Origin of the sequence: Saccharothrix longispora, assembly GCF_030852425.1 — a bacterium.
Classification (GTDB): domain Bacteria; phylum Actinomycetota; class Actinomycetes; order Mycobacteriales; family Pseudonocardiaceae; genus Actinosynnema; species Actinosynnema longispora.
This window is the reverse complement of the sequence record NZ_NSDM01000002.1, coordinates 515,321-529,943: the sequence shown is the minus strand read 5'-3', so window position 1 is coordinate 529,943 and position 14,623 is coordinate 515,321. Positions and strand designations below refer to the sequence as shown.

Here is a 14,623-nt window from a genome sequence, read left to right as displayed (position 1 = left end):
GGGGGGCGCGACAGCGTGCTCTTGCCCGCGCCGCTCACGCCGGGCACGACGATGCGCCGCGGCGTCACGACGGCGTCCGCGCCGAGGCGTGCAGGCCGGTCAGGGCGGCGGCGACGTCGAAGCCGAGCACCGGGTCCGGGGTGGCGGACAGCAGGCTGTCGTACAGCGGCCGGTAGTGGGCGATCTTGCGCGGCGTGCGGCCGTCCGTGCCGAACGACGCCAGCAGGTCGCCGCCGCGGAACGCGAAGCCGGTCATCGCGGTGTGGTCGAGCCACACCTCCACCTCGCCGCACGACAGGGCGGTGGACTTGCTGCTCGCGCCGGTGCGCCAGTCGACGCGCAGCCGCGCCTCGCCCGACGTGCCCCCGGAGCGGTAGGCGACCGTGGCCCACGCGTGCAGCCCCTCCTGCGCCAGCGACGTCACGGCGACCGGTTCGACCAGCCGCGCCAGCACGGTCAGCTGGTTGATGCCCGAGTCCGCCCACGGCGAGACGTAGGAGGTGAACGCCTGCTCGCCCTTGAGCACGTACGGGTCGCAGAACGCCGAGGTGACCGCGGTGACCGGGCCGAACGACAGGGACGCCGCCCACCGCACCTCGGGGGAGAACGCGAAGTGGTGCGCGGTGAACAGCCGGGACGAGTCCCGGCCGCGCAACCGGTCCAGCGACGCCGGGTCGAGCACCAGCGGCTTCTCCACCAGCACGCGGGCGTCGGTGTCGGCCAGCACCAGCGCGGCCAGGTCGGCGTGCGAGTCCGCGGGGGTGGCGATCACGACCAGGTCGGGCCGGTGCGACGCCAGCGCGGTCGGCAGGTCCGGGTAGTGGGGTCGGGGACCGGGGGCGGCCGCCACCGGGTCCACGGTGAACAGCAGGTCCACATCGGACCGCTCGGCGAGCACCGCCAGGTGCGTGCGCGCGATCGTGCCGACGCCGACGAGCCCCACCCGCGTCCGTTCCACGTCCCCGAGTATGCACGGGGGAGCAACCCCTTTCGGGGCGCTCCACCCGTCCACTGAGGACCGCCTAGGGAACGCAGGCGGGCGCCGCGGTCGATCCGGGGAGGGCCGGGGCGTCCGACGCGACCGGGTCGCGCAACGCGTCCGCGACGAACGGGCGCACCCTGGCCGGGTCGGCGGGCAGGCCGTCGGAGGTGGGGCTGCCCGCGTCGACCGGGAGGGTCGCGAAGCGCCGCGTCCCACCGGCGGCGAGCTGCTTCACGGCGCCCACCGCGTCCCAGCCCTCGTCCGTGCGGACGGCGTCGTGCGCCACCGCCATCACCCTGGCCAGCGCCGCCGGGTCGCCGGCGACCTCCGGGCCGCCCACCCGGTCCAGCAGGCCGCGCAGGAACACCTGGTGCCGCTGCACGCGGTCCAGGTCGCCCGCGGTGAGCGACTGCCCCTTCCGCTGGCGCAGGTACAGCGCGGCCTGCTCGCCCGCCAGGACGTGCCGGCCGGCGGGCAGCGCGAAGCCGGTCTCGACGTCGTGGGTGTCGGCGGCGAGGCAGACCTCCACCCCGCCGACCGCGGTGCTCAGCTCGGCGAACCGCCCCATGCCGAGGGCCGCCCAGTGGTCGACCCGGGCGCCGGTCAGCTCCTCGACGGCGGCGACCGTGGCCTCCGTGCCCGCCAGGTCGGGGTCGCGCCCCTCCCGGCGCGCCCGCTCGTGGGCCGCGCCGTAGAGGGAGTTGATCCGGGCCGGCGCGGCACCGGGGAGGGACACCCGGGTGTCGCGCGGCAGTGACACGGCGCTGACCGAGCCGTCCGGGGAGAGCCGGACCAGCACCAGGGCGTCCGGTCTCGGCGCGGTCTCGTCCGGGCCGTCGTCCAGGCCCAGCAGCAGGACGGTCTGCCCGGTGGGCGGCGTGACCCGCCCCTGGTCGACCGGCGCGGCGGCGCGGTCCACGGCGAGCGGGATCGCGACGGCGGCGACGGCGGCCGCCGCGGTGAGCGCGCCGACCGCGACCAGCGCGAACGGGCGGCGCCGCCGGGGTGCGGCGTGCAGCCGGGCGAGCACCTCGCGGTGGTCCACCCGCTGCTCCGCCTCGGCCGCGACGGCCTCGCGGATGAGGGATTCCTGGTCGGTCATCGCAGCACCTCCGCGCGCGTGGTCCCGTTGATCCTCAGCTTCCGCAGCGCGCGGGAGATGTGGCTGCGCACCGTGCCCTCCGAGCAGCCGAGCACCCTGGCGATCTCCGCGTCGGAGCTGTCCTCGTAGTAGCGCAGCACGATCGCCGCGCGCTGCTTGCGCGGCAGCACGGCGATGCGGGCGCGCATCGCGTCCCGCTCGGCGTGCCGGTCCGCCGGGTCGGCGACCACCGGGGCCAGCGCGTCGAGGCCGGCGTGGGTCGCGGACACCTCGCGGGCGGCCCGGCGGCGGCGCCACGACAGGTAGTCGTTGGTCACCATCCTCTTCACGTACGGGTAGGGGGCGTCGAGCCCGCCGATCCGGTCCCACTTCTGCCGCGCCCGCAGCAGCACGTCCTGGACGATGTCCTGCGCCAGGTACTTGTCGCACGTCAGTGCCGTGGCGTAGCGCAAGAGCCGATCGAGACGATCGGTGACGAACCGGTCGTAGTCGTCCCGCACGTCGCCCCCTTCTGCCGCTGTTGTCGATTGCGGTCGGGAAACCCCCGGGAGGACGCGCCGCGTTGAACGACGTGGCTGTGACACCGGTCACCACTTGCCTATAACCCTATATGGGGGTACATATGGGGTTATCAATGTGTCGCAACGGGGAGGCGTCGTGCCGAAGATCAACGTGTACCTGCCGGACGAGCTGGCCGAGCAGGTCAAGGACGTGGGCGTGCCGGTGTCGGCGGTCTGCCAGCGCGCGCTGGAGCAGGCCGTGAAGCGGATCGCGGCGGTCCGGGCCGTCCGCCTCGACGACCCGGACTCGCTGGAACTGGCCGCCCGCACGTCGCGCGTCACCGACCGGGTGCGCGCCGTGCTGCGGCTGGCGACCGAGCGCGCCCGCGCGGCGGGTGCGGCGGAGGTCGGCACCGGGCACCTGCTGGGCGGTGTGCTGGACGAGGGCGGCAACCTGGCGGTGCGCGTGCTCCAGGTGCTGGAGGTCGAACCCGGCCGCGTGGCGGCGGCGCTGCCCGCGGGGACCGGCGGCGGGGCGGTCCCGACCTCGTTCGGCGCCGACGCTGCGGCGGCGCTGGAGTTGAGCGTCGTCGAGGCGGTCACCCTCGGTCACAACTACGTGGGCTGCGAGCACCTGCTGCTGGGCGTGCTGGCCGAGCCGGACGGGGCGGGCGGGGAGGTGCTGCGCGGCCTCGGCGTCGAGCCGCGCGCCGCGCGCAACGCCGTGGCCGCCGCGCTGGCGGGTTACGCGCACCTGCACGCGAACGCGGCCGCCGCGCCGGACCCGACCGCCGTCGTCACCGCCGTGGTCCAGCGCGAGCTGCGGCCGCTGGTCGAGCGCCTGGAACGGCTCGAACGCGGCTGACCGAGGCGGCCGGGGGTGGTCACGAAACGTGACCACCCCCACCGGGCGGTCGGAATACTGACCGTTTGAGTCTCGTTGAACAGGGTGTAGCCCCGTCGGGGGCACAAGGGCGAACCTCCACTTCCTTGCGCAGGTCGTCCGTCCACGCCCTCTTCGCGCGACCAGGTGAAGGAGACCGCAGTGCCGTCGACCACCAAGACCGCCCCGTCCCGACGTGAGTGGACCCAGGACGAGGACCTGGTGGGCCACTACCTGCGCGAGGTCGGCGCGACCGCCCTGCTGACCGCCGAGGAGGAGGTCCGGCTCTCCCGCGGCATCGAGGCCGGCCTGTACGCCGCCGAGCTGCTGCGCGCGGCCGACGCCGGCGAGGCCGCGCAGCCCGACCCCGAGCGCCGCCGCCTGCTGCGCACCGTCGTCCACGAGGGCCGGCGCGCCAAGGACCTCATGGTCCGGGCCAACCTGCGCCTGGTCGTCGCGGTCGCCAAGAAGCACTCCCGGCGCGGCCTGCCGTTCCTCGACGTCGTGCAGGAGGGCAACATCGGCCTCATCCGCGCGGTCGAGAAGTTCGACTACACCAAGGGCTTCAAGTTCTCCACCTACGCCGTGTGGTGGATCAGGCAGGCCATCGAGCGCGGCCTGGCCGAGCAGACGCGCACCGTGCGGCTGCCCGTCCACGTGGTCGAGGAGCTGAACAAGGCGGCCAAGGTCGAGCGCCGGCTGCGCGGCGAGCTCGACCGCGACCCGAGCGTCGAGGAGGTCGCCGAGGCCGCCGGCATCGCCGTGACCCGCCTGGTGGAGCTGCGCCGCGCCAGCCGCGACGCGATCAGCCTGGAGACCCCGGTGGGCGAGGACGGCACCACGTCCGTGGCCGACCTCATCGAGGACGCCGACGGCGTGCAGGCGCACGACGTCGTCGAGCAGGCCGAGCTGACCGCCGAGCTGCGCACCCTGGTGGGCACCCTGCCCGAGCGGCAGGCGCGCATCATCAGCCGCCGCTACGGCCTGCTCGACGGCCGCCCGTGCACCCTCCAGGAGGTGGCGCGCGAGCTGGGCCTGACCAAGGAGCGCATCCGCCAGCTGGAGAAGGAGTCGCTGCGGCTGCTGCGCGACCCGCAGCGCAGCGGCGCCGTGCTCGCCCTCGCGGGCTGATCGGGGCCGCCGGCACGACCGGCACGACCGGCACGACCGGCACTGCAACAATCGGCGGGGTGCCGGCACCTCATCCACGTGAGCACCCATGCCGACCCGGGCGCCGTCGTGACCGCCGACGCGACTGACCCGCCGCACCCGCCACCGGACCACCCGCCGCCGCAGCCCGACGACGTCGAGCTGTGGCGGCGCGGCGACCGCGCGTCGTTCGGCGTGCTGTTCGAACGGCACGTCGAGGCCGTCTGGAACCACGCCTACCGGCTGACCGGGTCGTGGGAGCAGGCCCAGGACGTGACGTCGGCGACGTTCCTCACCGCGTGGCGCACCCGCGCCCAGGTCGAGCTGGTGCGCGAGAGCGCGCGGCCACTCCTCTTCACCATGGCGGGCAACGTCGCGCGCACCGCGCACCGCGGGTCGGCCCGCCGCACGCGGCTGCTGCGGCGGGTCTCCGCGCCCGTCGACGAACCCGACCACGCCGACGCCGTCGCCCACCGGGTCGACGAGCAGGACCGGCTGCGCCGCGTCGTCGCGGCCGTCCGGAGGCTGCCCCGCGCCCAGCGGAAGGCCGCGGAGCTGTGCCTGCTCGGCGGCCTTCCGGTCGCCGACGCCGCCGCGCAGCTCGGCCTGGCCGAGGTCAGCGTGCGCGCCCACCTCTCCCGCGCCCGCGCCCGGCTGCGGGACCTCGCCCCACCTCTCGGTGCCCCACCACCCGGCCCGGACATGACGGAGGACCAGCCGTGACCATCCCCGGCCTGCCCGAGCACCGCCCGCTGCCGCCCGAGGTGCGGGCGCGGCTGCGCGCGGACTTCGAGGACGGCATCGACCGCCCCCGCCACCGGACCGCGCCGTCCGCGCTGACCGCCGTCGCGGCCGCCGCCGTGACCGCGCTCGTCGTGGGCGCCGTGGTCGTGCTGCGCGACGTGCCCGACCTCCGACCCGCGGCCCCGCCGCCACCACCCGGCGGCTCGCTCGGCGCGGTGGGGGTCGAGGCGGCACTGGACCGCTGCTGGTCCGCGCTCCGGGCGGAAGACCTGGCCGACGCCTACCCCGACCGCTCGCGCTGGACCCCGGTGTGGGGGGAGGACCGCCCCGAGATCGACGTGGTGGCGGCCCGCGCGGCGGGTGAGCCCCTGTTCTGCCAGACCACGGCCACCACGGCCACCGTGTCCGACCTGAACGGCCTGCTGGTCACGCGGGAGGGCGTCGTCGCGGGCACCACCGACGCCGCGTCCCCGGTGGTCGCCGGCACGGGGGTGCACGGTTCCTACGACGTCGAGGCCGACGTCGCCGACCACCTCTACGTCGCGATGACGCACACCAACCCGACCGGCACGGCGATCACGGTCGACGGCGTGCCGCTGCCCGGCGCCGGCGCCCCCGCCGCCGTGGTCCGCGACCGGGCGGACGGTCCCGAGCCCGACCGGGAGTCCGAGGCGGGCCGCCTGCTGGGCGACTGCCTGGCCACCGCGTCGGACCCGGTCGTCGACCCGGACTCCTACCGGCCCGGGGCGCACGTCGACGGCCTCGTCCTCGGGCGCAGCGCCACCCGACTGGTCGTCTGCCGCGCTTGGCCTGTGGAACGCGTGTCGCACGCGCGGACCCGCACCCTGGAGGCGCTGGGCTTCCCGGTCCGCTTCCACTACGACGGCCACACCTTCGACGGGCCGCACACCCTGGCCGGCCAGGTGCCCGTCGACGCCGCCGGGATGACCGTGTCGGTCGACGGCGGCGCACCGGTGCGGGCGGTGGTGGCGGACGGCACGTTCGTGCTCCGCCTGGGCCCGGAGGTCGCCCTCGTGCCGGGGGTCACCCGGCTGCGCGTCGAGGTCCTCGACGGGCGGGGCGCCGTGATCCTCGACGGTGAGGTCCTCCACTCTCCGTGAGCACGCCGTCGCGACTCCGCCGGCATAGGGTTGATCGTGACCCTGACCGGCGGAGACGACGGAGGCGCGGCTTGAGGCCGACGGTGTGCGGACGTGACGGGACGACCTCGGGGGCGGATGCGTGAGCGCGGGGGACGCGGGGACCGTCACCCTGCCCGGGTGGAGCATCGTGCTGCCCGCCGTCGGGCTCGTCGCGCTGGTCGCGTCGTGGGGGCGGGACCTCAACGCGGTCCTGCTCGTCCTGGTGTGCGTGGGGCTGGGCGGCGGCGTGGTCGCCGCGGTGCACCACGCCGAGGTGGTGGCGCACCGCGTCGGTGAACCGTTCGGCACGCTCATCCTCGCCGTCGCGGTCACCGTGATCGAGGTCGCGCTGATCGTCACGCTCATGTCCTCCGGCGGGGACAAGGCGGCCACCCTGGCCCGCGACACGGTGTTCGCCGCCGTCATGATCACCTGCAACGGCATCGTCGGCCTGGCGCTGCTGGTGGGCTCGCTGCGGCACCGGGTGCAGCGCTTCCGCTCCTACGCCTCCGGTGGCGCGTTCGCCGTGACGCTGGCGCTGATCACGCTCAGCCTCGTGCTGCCGGGCTTCACCACCAGCTCCGCCGGGCCGACGTTCTCCGGTTCGCAGCTGGCGTTCGCGGGTGTGATGTCGCTGGTGCTGTACGGGGTGTTCGTGTTCGTGCAGACCGTGCGGCACCGCGACTACTTCCTGCCCGACGAGGAGACCGCCGCCCACGACGACCACGCCGCCGCGCCGTCCGGCCGCACCACGCTGACCTCGCTGGGGCTGCTGCTGCTGTGCCTGGTCGCCGTGGTGGGCCTCGCGAAGGCCGCGTCACCGGCGCTGGAGTCCGCCGTGGAGGCGGTCGGCGCGCCGCTGTCCCTGGTCGGCGTGCTGATCGCGCTGCTGGTGCTGATGCCGGAGACGGTGGCGGCCGTGCGGGCCGCCCTGCGCGACCGGCTCCAGGTCAGCATGAACCTCGCCCTGGGCTCCGCGATGGCCAGCATCGGGCTGACCATCCCGGCCATCGCGATCGCCTCGATCTGGATGAGCGGCCCCCTGGTCCTGGGCCTGGGCGGCAAGGAACTGGTGCTGCTCGCCCTCACCGCCGCGGTCGGCACGCTCACCGTCGTGTCCGGCCGCGCCACGGTCCTCCAGGGAGCGGTGCACCTGGTGGTGTTCAGCGCCTTCCTGTTCCTGACCGTGACGCCGTAGCCACCGCACGGGCGACGCGTCCCGGCGGAACCCCCTTGGGTACCGTCCGGGCGTCGGCGCACGACCGCGGAGGTCCCATGCGATTCCTGTTCCGCCCGCCCGCCACCGAGGCGGGCGGGTTGTTGGCGCTGCCCTGGGCGCGACCGCTGGAGGAGTGGGACGAGAAGCTGCTGCTGACCGTGCCGCAGCGGGGCATCTCGCGGCACGTCGTGCGGTTCGTCGCCAGCGAGGGGCGGGTCTACGCGCTCAAGGAGATCGCCGAACCGCTGGCGCGCCACGAGTACGCGCTGCTGGGCGAGTTCGAGCAGGAGGGGCTGCCGACCGTGTCGGTGCTCGGGCTGTGCGTCGACCGGCCCGAGGACCAGCAGGCGATCCTCGTCACGCGCTACCTCGAGCACTCGATGTCCTACCGGTACCTGTTCTCCAGCCCGCGCGGCGACCACTCGGCCGACCGGTTGGTCGGCACGCTGGTGGAACTGCTGGTGCGGCTGCACCTGGCGGGCATCTTCTGGGGCGACTGCTCGCTGTCGAACACCCTGTTCCGGTTGGACGCGGGCAAGCTCGCCGCCTACCTCGTCGACGCCGAGACCGCGGAACGGCACCCGGCCCTGTCGAACGGCCAGCGCGCCTACGACGTGGACCTGGCCCGCGAGCGCATCGGCGGCGAACTGCTCGACCTCCAGGCGGGTGGCGTGCTGCACCCCGACATCGACCCGATCCGGGTGGCCGACAGCGTGCCCGAGCGGTACGCGGCCCTGTGGGACGAGGTGACCCGCGAGGAGTTCTTCCGCCTCGACGAGCAGCGCTACCGGGTCGCCGAACGCCTGCGCCGCCTCAACGACCTGGGCTTCGACGTCGACGAGGTCGAGCTGACCACGTCGGACAAGGGCGCGCGGCTGCGGGTGGACATCCGGGTCGCCGAGATCGGCCAGCACCGCCGCGAGCTGTTCCGCCTCACCGGCCTGGAGGCGCAGGAGAACCAGGCCCTGCGGCTGCTCAACGACCTGCGCTCGTTCCGCGCCTACCTGGAGCAGCGCGACGGCCACCCGGTGCCCGACGCCACCGCGGGCCACCTGTGGCGCAACGAGGTCTACGACCCGGTCGTCGCCGCGGTGCCGCCCGACCTGCTCGGCGTGCTGTCGCCGGCGGAGCTGTTCCACGAGGTCCTCGTGCACCGCTGGTACCTCTCCGAGCACGCCGGGCGCGACGTCGGCACGACCGCGGCGCTGCGGTCCTACCTGGCCACCGTGCTGCCCGACCAGGACGTCGAGGTGCCGGCCGAGCCGGACGACTGACGCGCCGACGCCGCGCGGACGTGGTTGAGTGGAGTCGTGACAACCCCGGAAGCGGGCCTGCGCACGCGGGTCGAAACACAGGCCGAGGACCAGGCGGTGGTCGTCGGGATCGTCGGCGACGTCGACCAGAGCACCTCGGAAGCGCTGGACAAGGCCCTGGACGAGGGCGTGGCCAAGGCGAAGGAGAGCGGTGCCCTGCTGGTCGTGGTGGACCTCCAGGAGGTCGGTTTCGTCGCCTCGGCAGGCTTGTCCTCGCTGATCAAGGCGCACAACCGCGCCCGTGACGAAGGTCTCGAACTCGTGGTCGTGCTGCCCGAGGAGCACCGCCTGGCACGCCTGCTCTGGCTGACCGCCCTGAGCCGCGTGCTCACCGTGGTGAGCTCGCTGGAGGAAGCGCTGACGAAGGCGCCGCGCAACCCCGCGTAGCCGCGGCGCGCCGGGCCAGCGGCGGGACGGCCGCGCCCGCGGTGAGGAACACCGCGGCGGCGAGCAGCCACCCACCGGCGCCGAGCGCGGTCAGGCCCAGCGTGAAGAACGCCGGGCCGACCATCTGCGCGGTGGCGGTCGCCGCCTCGGTCACCCCCTGGTAGGCGCCCCGCGCCTCCTCGCGCATCAGCGACAGCGACAGCTGCCACCCCGCCGCCACGTACCCCAGCTCGCCGGCCAGGTGCAGCAGGCCCGCGAGCACCACCACCGCGACGCCCGCCGTCCTCGGGACGAGGTCGGTCGTCGCCAGCAGCACGCACGCGGCGGCCAGGACCGCGCCCGAGGCGGCGGCGGTGCGGGCCGCGCGGGACGTGGTGGTGGCCAGCCGGGTCGCGGGCACCTGGAGCGCGGCGATGCCGACGGAGCCGATCACGACCACCACGCCGCTCAGCCACAGCGGCAGGGATCGGGCCGTCCACAGCGGCAGCCCGGTCGAGAGCATCGCCCAGCACAGCGACAGCACGGCGGTCGCGGCGGTGACGGCGAGGTAGGGGCCGTCGCGCAGCGGCGAGCGCTCCCGTGCCCCGGGCCGGCCGGGGCGGGCGGGCTTCGGCGCGGCCAGGGCGACGGCGGTCGGCACGGCGAAGGTCAGCGCGTTCAGCAGGATCGCCGCCCGGTAGGCGGACGGGTCGTCGACGGTCAGCACGAGCGCGCCCGCACCCGCGCCCACCGCGTAGCCGACGTGCTGCGCGACCCGTTGCCGGGCCAGTGCGGCGACCCGCCGGTCGCCGTCGGGCACCAGCCCCGCGACCAGGGCGGTGCGGGCCGCGGCGCCGCCGTTCGCCGGCGCCACGAACACCACGGTGACCAGCACGAACGCCCACGTGTCGGTGGCGAACGGGTAGCTCGCCATGGCCAGGCCGCGCACGACGGTGGTGGCGGCCAGCACGTGCCGCGCGTCGAACCGGTCGGCCAGCGCGCCCAGCGGCACCGCAGAGGCCAGGCCGCCCGCACCCGCCGCGGTCATCGCCACGCCCACCAGCACGGGGGACAGGCCCTCCACGCGGGTGAAGTACAGCGCCCACGTGGTGAACCACAGCCCGTCGCCCGCGGCCGACACGCCGCGGGCCCACATCAGGCGGCGCAACCAGAGCTCGACCTCCACGACCCCACCCTTCATCAGTTCGTGAAGGGTGACTGTAGGTCGCAGTCATCGTTCACGTCCACCTGAAGAGTGATAACGTGCGCGGTGTGGCGGGATGGGTGGACCGGGGGAACGGCGTGGTCGCGGCGGTCACCGGCCTGGCCGCCGAACTGGCCGACCCGGTGCGCCTGACCGCGCTCCAGCTGCTCGCCGCCGAGGGTCCGCACACGATGAGCCAGCTCGCCGACGCGATCGGCGTCACCGCGCCCCGCCTGGGCAACCACCTGGCCCGGCTGCGGGCCCGCGACCTGGTCACCGTCGAGCACACCGGCCGGCACGCCGTCTACCGGGCCGCGCCCGGCCTGGGCGACGTCCTGGTCGTCCTGGCCCGCTACGCCCACGCGACCCCGGCGCCCGGTCGCGCCCCGTCACCCGCCGACGTCGCCCACACCTGCTACGACCACGCCGCCGGCCGGCTGGGCGTGACGGTGTTCGCGACCCTCGTGGACCGCGGCGCGCTGACCGCGCCGGACGGGCGCGGCGACGAGCTGTCGCTCGGGCCCGACCGCACCGCGTTCGCCGAGCTGGGTGTCGACCTGGCCGTCCTCGACCCGGGCCGCCGCAAGCTCGCCACCGCCTGCCTCGACCGCACCCACCGGCTGCCCCACCTGGGCGGCGCGCTGGGCGCGGCCGTGCTCGACGCCTTCGTCGCCGGCGGTCTCGTCGCGCGCACCGACGGCAGTCGCGTCCTCGCGGTCACGGCGCCGGACCGGCTCGCGGCCCTGCTGCCGGGTTTCTGACCCGCCGGAGCCGCGCTCCGCGACCGGGTCGGCGGACGGGTGGGCCGCCGCGCCCGTGGGAGCGCGGCGGCCCGCCCTGTGAGGTCGCTACCTCAACGCGCGGGCGTCACCCCGTGCTGCTGTGGGTGCTCTCCTGGTACGCGCCCTCCTCGCCCGCGTAGGAGAAGTGGTCCCAGTAGTGGGCGTCGCCACCGCCCCAACCGTGGCCGTCGTCGTGGTCGTGCCCGCCGGCCACGGCACCGGTCTGGCTGCTGTACGCACCGTTCTCGCCGGCCCACCCCTCGACTTCGAAGAAGTACGCCGTCTCGCCGTCGGTGCCCGACCAGACGCTGTGGAACCCGGCGCCCTCGGGTGTCGCCACCGACACGTGGTGCTCGTACGACGCTTCGTCGGCCGAGGCGAGGCCGGCCGCACCCAGCAGAACGGGGATGGACAGGGCGAACGCGGCGATGAGCCGGATCGTGTTGCGCATGGAGGACCTCCTGGTGTGTTGACGCCATGCGGTCCGATCGTCACCCAGGCGGGCCGGCCCCACCGGCCGGATGGCCCATCGTGTGATGGTGTCACCGGACCATCGCAGGGCCCTGACCTGCGGTTATCGCTATGCGTAAGAGAAAGAGTGAGCTGGTGGGTGACCGTGTCGCGTTTGACTGCGCAGCCGAGGCCCGGTACGGGCGGAAGACGCGTCCGGCACGCGCCGCCCGAGGGGCGCGTGCCGGACGCGTTGCCCGTTAAGGTTCGGGTACTGACCGGTGCCAGAAATGAGGTGGCGGGGTGGTCGTGAAGCTCTCGTCCGGGACCGAACTGGTCAAGCCGCTCGTGCGGTGGGGCCTGGGGCACGGGCTGCCACGGGCCGCGCTCCGCGCCGCCGCACGGCGGGGCGACCTCCAGGCCCGCCTGTTCGTGGAGTCGGGCACGTCGTCCACCGCCGGGCTGAGCGGCCTGTTCGACGAGGTCCGCGCCCGCGGACCGCTCGTCCGGGGCAGGTTCTCCCACCTCACCGCGCACCACGCCGCGGTGCGGGAGGTGCTGACCGGCGGCGACTTCCGCACCGGCATCGGCCCTTCGGGCGACGGGACGTGGGCGCGGCTGTCCGACTGGTCCGCGCCCACCGTGCTGCACCCCATGGCGCCGCCCTCGCTGCTGGTGACCGAGCCGCCCGCGCACACCCGCTACCGCAAGCTGGTGACCCGGGTGTTCACCGCGCGGGCGGTGGAGCGGCTGCGGGCGTTCACCGAGCGCACCGCGCACCGGCTGCTCGACGCGCTCGACCCGACCGGACCCGTCGACCTGGTCGAGGCGTACTGCGCCCCGCTGCCCGTCACGGTGATCGCCGAGGTGCTGGGCGTGCCGCCGGAGCAGCGCCGGCGGGTGCTGGCCCTGGGCGCGGCGGCCGCGCCCAGCCTGGACATGGGGCTGCCGTGGCGCCGGTTCCGCGCGGTCGAGACCGCGCTCGCCGAGTTCGAAACCTGGCTCGCCGACCACCTCCGCCGGCTGCGCTCCCACCCCGGCGACGACCTGCTGAGCGAGCTGGTCGCCGCCAGGGAGGACGGCGTGGGCCTGGACGACCTCGAACTGCGCGCCACGGCCGGGCTGGTGCTCGCCGCCGGGTTCGAGACGACCGTGAACCTGCTCGGCAACGGGGTCGCCCTGCTGCACGGCGACCCCGGCCAGCGCGAGGTGCTCGCGGAGGACCCCTCGGTGTGGCCGAACGCGGTCGAGGAGGTGCTCCGCGTCGACCCGCCCGTGCTGCTGACCGGCCGGACGAGCGTGCGCGACACGGCGGTGGCGGGCGTCCGGGTGCCGAAGGGCGCGCTGGTGACCACCATCCTCGCCGGCGCCAACCGCGACCCGCTGGTGTTCGAGGACCCCGGGCGGTTCGACGTGCGCCGCGCCAACGCCCGCGAGCACATCTCGTTCTCGGCGGGCCGCCACCACTGCCTGGGGGCGGCCCTGGCCCGGATGGAGGGCGAGGTGGGCCTGCGGGTGCTGTTCGAGCGCTTCCCCCGGCTGCGCCTCCTGCCGGGCGCGACCCGCCGCGGGACCCGCATCCTGCGCGGGTACGAGCGCCTGCCGGCCCGTCTCACCGGGTGACGCCGGCCGTCGTGCCGACACCCGCCGCCGTGGTTAGGGTCGGGGTGCCGGGTCGGGTGGTGGCGGGAGGAGCGGGCATGACGGACGAGGAGCTCGTCGTCGAGTTCGCCCTGACCCGCCTGGACAACCCCGGGCTCGACCTGGAGGAGGTCGCCGCGCTCGTCGTCCGGCGGGTGGGCGCGGACCGCATGCTGGAGTTCGCCTCCCGCAACCTCGCCACGCGCGGTGAGCTGCGCGGCGCGGTGTTCCCCTCCGCCGTCGAGCACGTGCTGCGGGTGGTGCTGACCCTGCGCGGGCCTGCCGACTAGGGCGTCCGCCTCAGCCGTGCTGGACGATCTGGATCAGGTTGCCGCAGGTGTCGTCCAGCACGGCGGTGACGACGGGGCCCATCTCCAGGGGCTCCTGGGTGAACCGCACGCCGAGCCCGCGCAGCCGGTCGAACTCCGCCCGGACGTCGTCCACGGCGAAGGCGGTGGCCGGGATGCCGTCCGCGACCAGCGCCTCCGTGTACGGCTTCACGGCGGGATGCTCGTCGGGCTCCAGCACCAGTTCGGTGCCGTCGGGGTCCTCCGGCGAGACCACGGTCAGCCACCGGTGCGCCCCCAGCGGGATCTCGGTCTTCTTCACGAAGCCCAGCACGTCGGTGTAGAAGCGCAGGGCCTTGTCCTGGTCGTCGACGAAGACGCTGGACAGGTGGATCTTCACGGGGTGTCCTCCGGTGTGCGGGGCTCGAGCCACCTGGTCACGATGACCTCGAGCGGTGCGGTGTTCAGGTCGTGGAACTTGTAGCGGCCCTGGCGCCGCGTGCGGACCAGGCCCGCGGCCTCCAGCACGGCCAGGTGCTGGCTGATCGCCTGGCGGGTCGACCCGAGGCCGTGCTTGGCGATCAACCGCGTGCAGATCTCGAACAGGGTCTGGCCGTCCCGCTCCACCAGCTCGTCGAGGATGCGCCGGCGGGTGGGATCGGCCAGCGCCTTGAACAGGTCGTCCGCCACGACACCCACCATAGGCAAGTGACCACTTGCCTGACAACCCCGGGCGGGGTGTTGATCCGGGCGTCGGGTGCCGCCATGATGGCCGCTCGTCGGTCTTCGACCACACTGGGGGTAGTTCGGTGAGAAAGTACCGATCACTGGTCGTCGGGCTGGCGGCCGCACTCGCGGT

At 74.8% G+C, this 14,623-nt stretch carries 17 protein-coding genes; 10 read left to right on the top strand and 7 right to left on the bottom strand.

Annotated elements, in window-relative coordinates; translation table 11 throughout:
• Nucleotides 1-64: 64 nt before the first annotated feature.
• The 3 genes from CKY47_RS07450 to CKY47_RS07440 form a co-directional block, all read right to left on the bottom strand.
• Complete coding sequence (locus CKY47_RS07450) at nucleotides 65-958, bottom strand: Gfo/Idh/MocA family protein (RefSeq protein ID WP_306744917.1); 894 nt, start codon at nucleotides 956-958, stop codon at nucleotides 65-67.
• Between the two features lie 64 nt (nucleotides 959-1,022).
• Nucleotides 1,023-2,084 (bottom strand): LCP family protein, encoded by a 1,062-nt coding sequence (locus tag CKY47_RS07445; RefSeq protein WP_306744916.1) that lies wholly within the window; start codon nucleotides 2,082-2,084, stop codon nucleotides 1,023-1,025.
• A complete protein-coding gene (locus CKY47_RS07440) occupies nucleotides 2,081-2,584 on the bottom strand; it encodes a SigE family RNA polymerase sigma factor (RefSeq protein WP_306744915.1) in 504 nt (167 codons plus the stop codon). Before CKY47_RS07440 ends, CKY47_RS07445 begins: the two co-directional genes overlap by 4 nt.
• A 157-nt stretch (nucleotides 2,585-2,741) precedes the next feature.
• Between CKY47_RS07440 and CKY47_RS07435 the strand changes: the two genes are divergently transcribed.
• From CKY47_RS07435 to CKY47_RS07405, 7 genes are all read left to right on the top strand, one after another.
• Nucleotides 2,742-3,449: a Clp protease N-terminal domain-containing protein gene (locus CKY47_RS07435; RefSeq protein WP_306744914.1), complete on the top strand. Its 708-nt coding sequence runs from the start codon at nucleotides 2,742-2,744 to the stop codon at nucleotides 3,447-3,449.
• 180 nt (nucleotides 3,450-3,629) lie between these two features.
• Entirely contained in the window at nucleotides 3,630-4,598 is a 969-nt protein-coding gene (locus tag CKY47_RS07430) for a sigma-70 family RNA polymerase sigma factor (protein WP_306744913.1), read from the top strand.
• 108 nt (nucleotides 4,599-4,706) lie between these two features.
• The gene (locus CKY47_RS07425) at nucleotides 4,707-5,339 is read left to right on the top strand and encodes an RNA polymerase sigma factor (RefSeq protein ID WP_371320631.1); all 633 of its coding nucleotides are present in this window, start codon (nucleotides 4,707-4,709) and stop codon (nucleotides 5,337-5,339) included.
• Nucleotides 5,336-6,481 carry a hypothetical protein gene (locus tag CKY47_RS07420; protein WP_306744912.1) on the top strand — a complete coding sequence of 382 codons (1,146 nt, stop codon included), beginning with the start codon at nucleotides 5,336-5,338 and terminating at the stop codon, nucleotides 6,479-6,481. The genes CKY47_RS07425 and CKY47_RS07420 overlap by 4 nt, the downstream gene beginning before the upstream one ends.
• A gap of 121 nt (nucleotides 6,482-6,602) precedes the next feature.
• Nucleotides 6,603-7,700: a calcium:cation antiporter gene (locus CKY47_RS07415; protein ID WP_306744911.1), complete on the top strand. Its 1,098-nt coding sequence runs from the start codon at nucleotides 6,603-6,605 to the stop codon at nucleotides 7,698-7,700.
• A gap of 77 nt (nucleotides 7,701-7,777) precedes the next feature.
• On the top strand, nucleotides 7,778-8,995 hold the full coding sequence (locus CKY47_RS07410; protein WP_306744910.1) for a DUF4032 domain-containing protein: 1,218 nt from the start codon (nucleotides 7,778-7,780) through the stop codon (nucleotides 8,993-8,995).
• A 36-nt stretch (nucleotides 8,996-9,031) separates the two neighbouring features.
• A complete protein-coding gene (locus tag CKY47_RS07405; RefSeq protein WP_306744909.1) occupies nucleotides 9,032-9,421 on the top strand; it encodes an STAS domain-containing protein in 390 nt (129 codons plus the stop codon).
• Here the strand turns inward: CKY47_RS07405 and CKY47_RS07400 are convergent.
• Entirely contained in the window at nucleotides 9,363-10,586 is a 1,224-nt protein-coding gene (locus CKY47_RS07400; protein ID WP_306744908.1) for an MFS transporter, read from the bottom strand. The two genes, CKY47_RS07405 and CKY47_RS07400, sit on opposite strands and share 59 nt — an antisense overlap.
• Nucleotides 10,587-10,672: 86 nt before the next feature.
• Between CKY47_RS07400 and CKY47_RS07395 the strand changes: the two genes are divergently transcribed.
• Nucleotides 10,673-11,365 (top strand): ArsR/SmtB family transcription factor, encoded by a 693-nt coding sequence (locus tag CKY47_RS07395; RefSeq protein ID WP_306744907.1) that lies wholly within the window; start codon nucleotides 10,673-10,675, stop codon nucleotides 11,363-11,365.
• A 106-nt stretch (nucleotides 11,366-11,471) separates the two neighbouring features.
• Here the strand turns inward: CKY47_RS07395 and CKY47_RS07390 are convergent, their stop codons facing one another.
• On the bottom strand, nucleotides 11,472-11,837 hold the full coding sequence (locus CKY47_RS07390; RefSeq protein WP_306744905.1) for a hypothetical protein: 366 nt from the start codon (nucleotides 11,835-11,837) through the stop codon (nucleotides 11,472-11,474).
• 302 nt (nucleotides 11,838-12,139) lie between these two features.
• Between CKY47_RS07390 and CKY47_RS07385 the strand changes: the two genes are divergently transcribed.
• Nucleotides 12,140-13,459: a cytochrome P450 gene (locus CKY47_RS07385; protein ID WP_306744904.1), complete on the top strand. Its 1,320-nt coding sequence runs from the start codon at nucleotides 12,140-12,142 to the stop codon at nucleotides 13,457-13,459.
• A gap of 77 nt (nucleotides 13,460-13,536) precedes the next feature.
• The gene (locus CKY47_RS07380) at nucleotides 13,537-13,767 is read left to right on the top strand and encodes a hypothetical protein (protein WP_306744903.1); all 231 of its coding nucleotides are present in this window, start codon (nucleotides 13,537-13,539) and stop codon (nucleotides 13,765-13,767) included.
• Between the two features lie 10 nt (nucleotides 13,768-13,777).
• Here CKY47_RS07380 and CKY47_RS07375 read toward each other — a convergent pair whose 3' ends face one another.
• Both CKY47_RS07375 and CKY47_RS07370 read right to left on the bottom strand, forming a co-directional pair.
• Entirely contained in the window at nucleotides 13,778-14,164 is a 387-nt protein-coding gene (locus CKY47_RS07375; RefSeq protein ID WP_306744902.1) for a VOC family protein, read from the bottom strand.
• Nucleotides 14,161-14,466, bottom strand: a complete 306-nt coding sequence (locus CKY47_RS07370) for an ArsR/SmtB family transcription factor (protein WP_306744901.1) — start codon at nucleotides 14,464-14,466, stop codon at nucleotides 14,161-14,163. Before CKY47_RS07370 ends, CKY47_RS07375 begins: the two co-directional genes overlap by 4 nt.
• Between the last annotated feature and the right edge of the window lie 157 nt (nucleotides 14,467-14,623).

Coding starts and splice junctions, on each gene's coding strand:
- CKY47_RS07445 (WP_306744916.1), bottom strand. CDS start 2,084: ATGACCGACCAGGAATCCCTCATCCGCGAGGCCGTCGCGGCCGAGGCG.
- CKY47_RS07410 (WP_306744910.1), top strand. CDS start 7,778: ATGCGATTCCTGTTCCGCCCGCCCGCCACCGAGGCGGGCGGGTTGTTG.
- CKY47_RS07390 (WP_306744905.1), bottom strand. CDS start 11,837: ATGCGCAACACGATCCGGCTCATCGCCGCGTTCGCCCTGTCCATCCCC.
- CKY47_RS07380 (WP_306744903.1), top strand. CDS start 13,537: ATGACGGACGAGGAGCTCGTCGTCGAGTTCGCCCTGACCCGCCTGGAC.
- CKY47_RS07370 (WP_306744901.1), bottom strand. CDS start 14,466: ATGGTGGGTGTCGTGGCGGACGACCTGTTCAAGGCGCTGGCCGATCCC.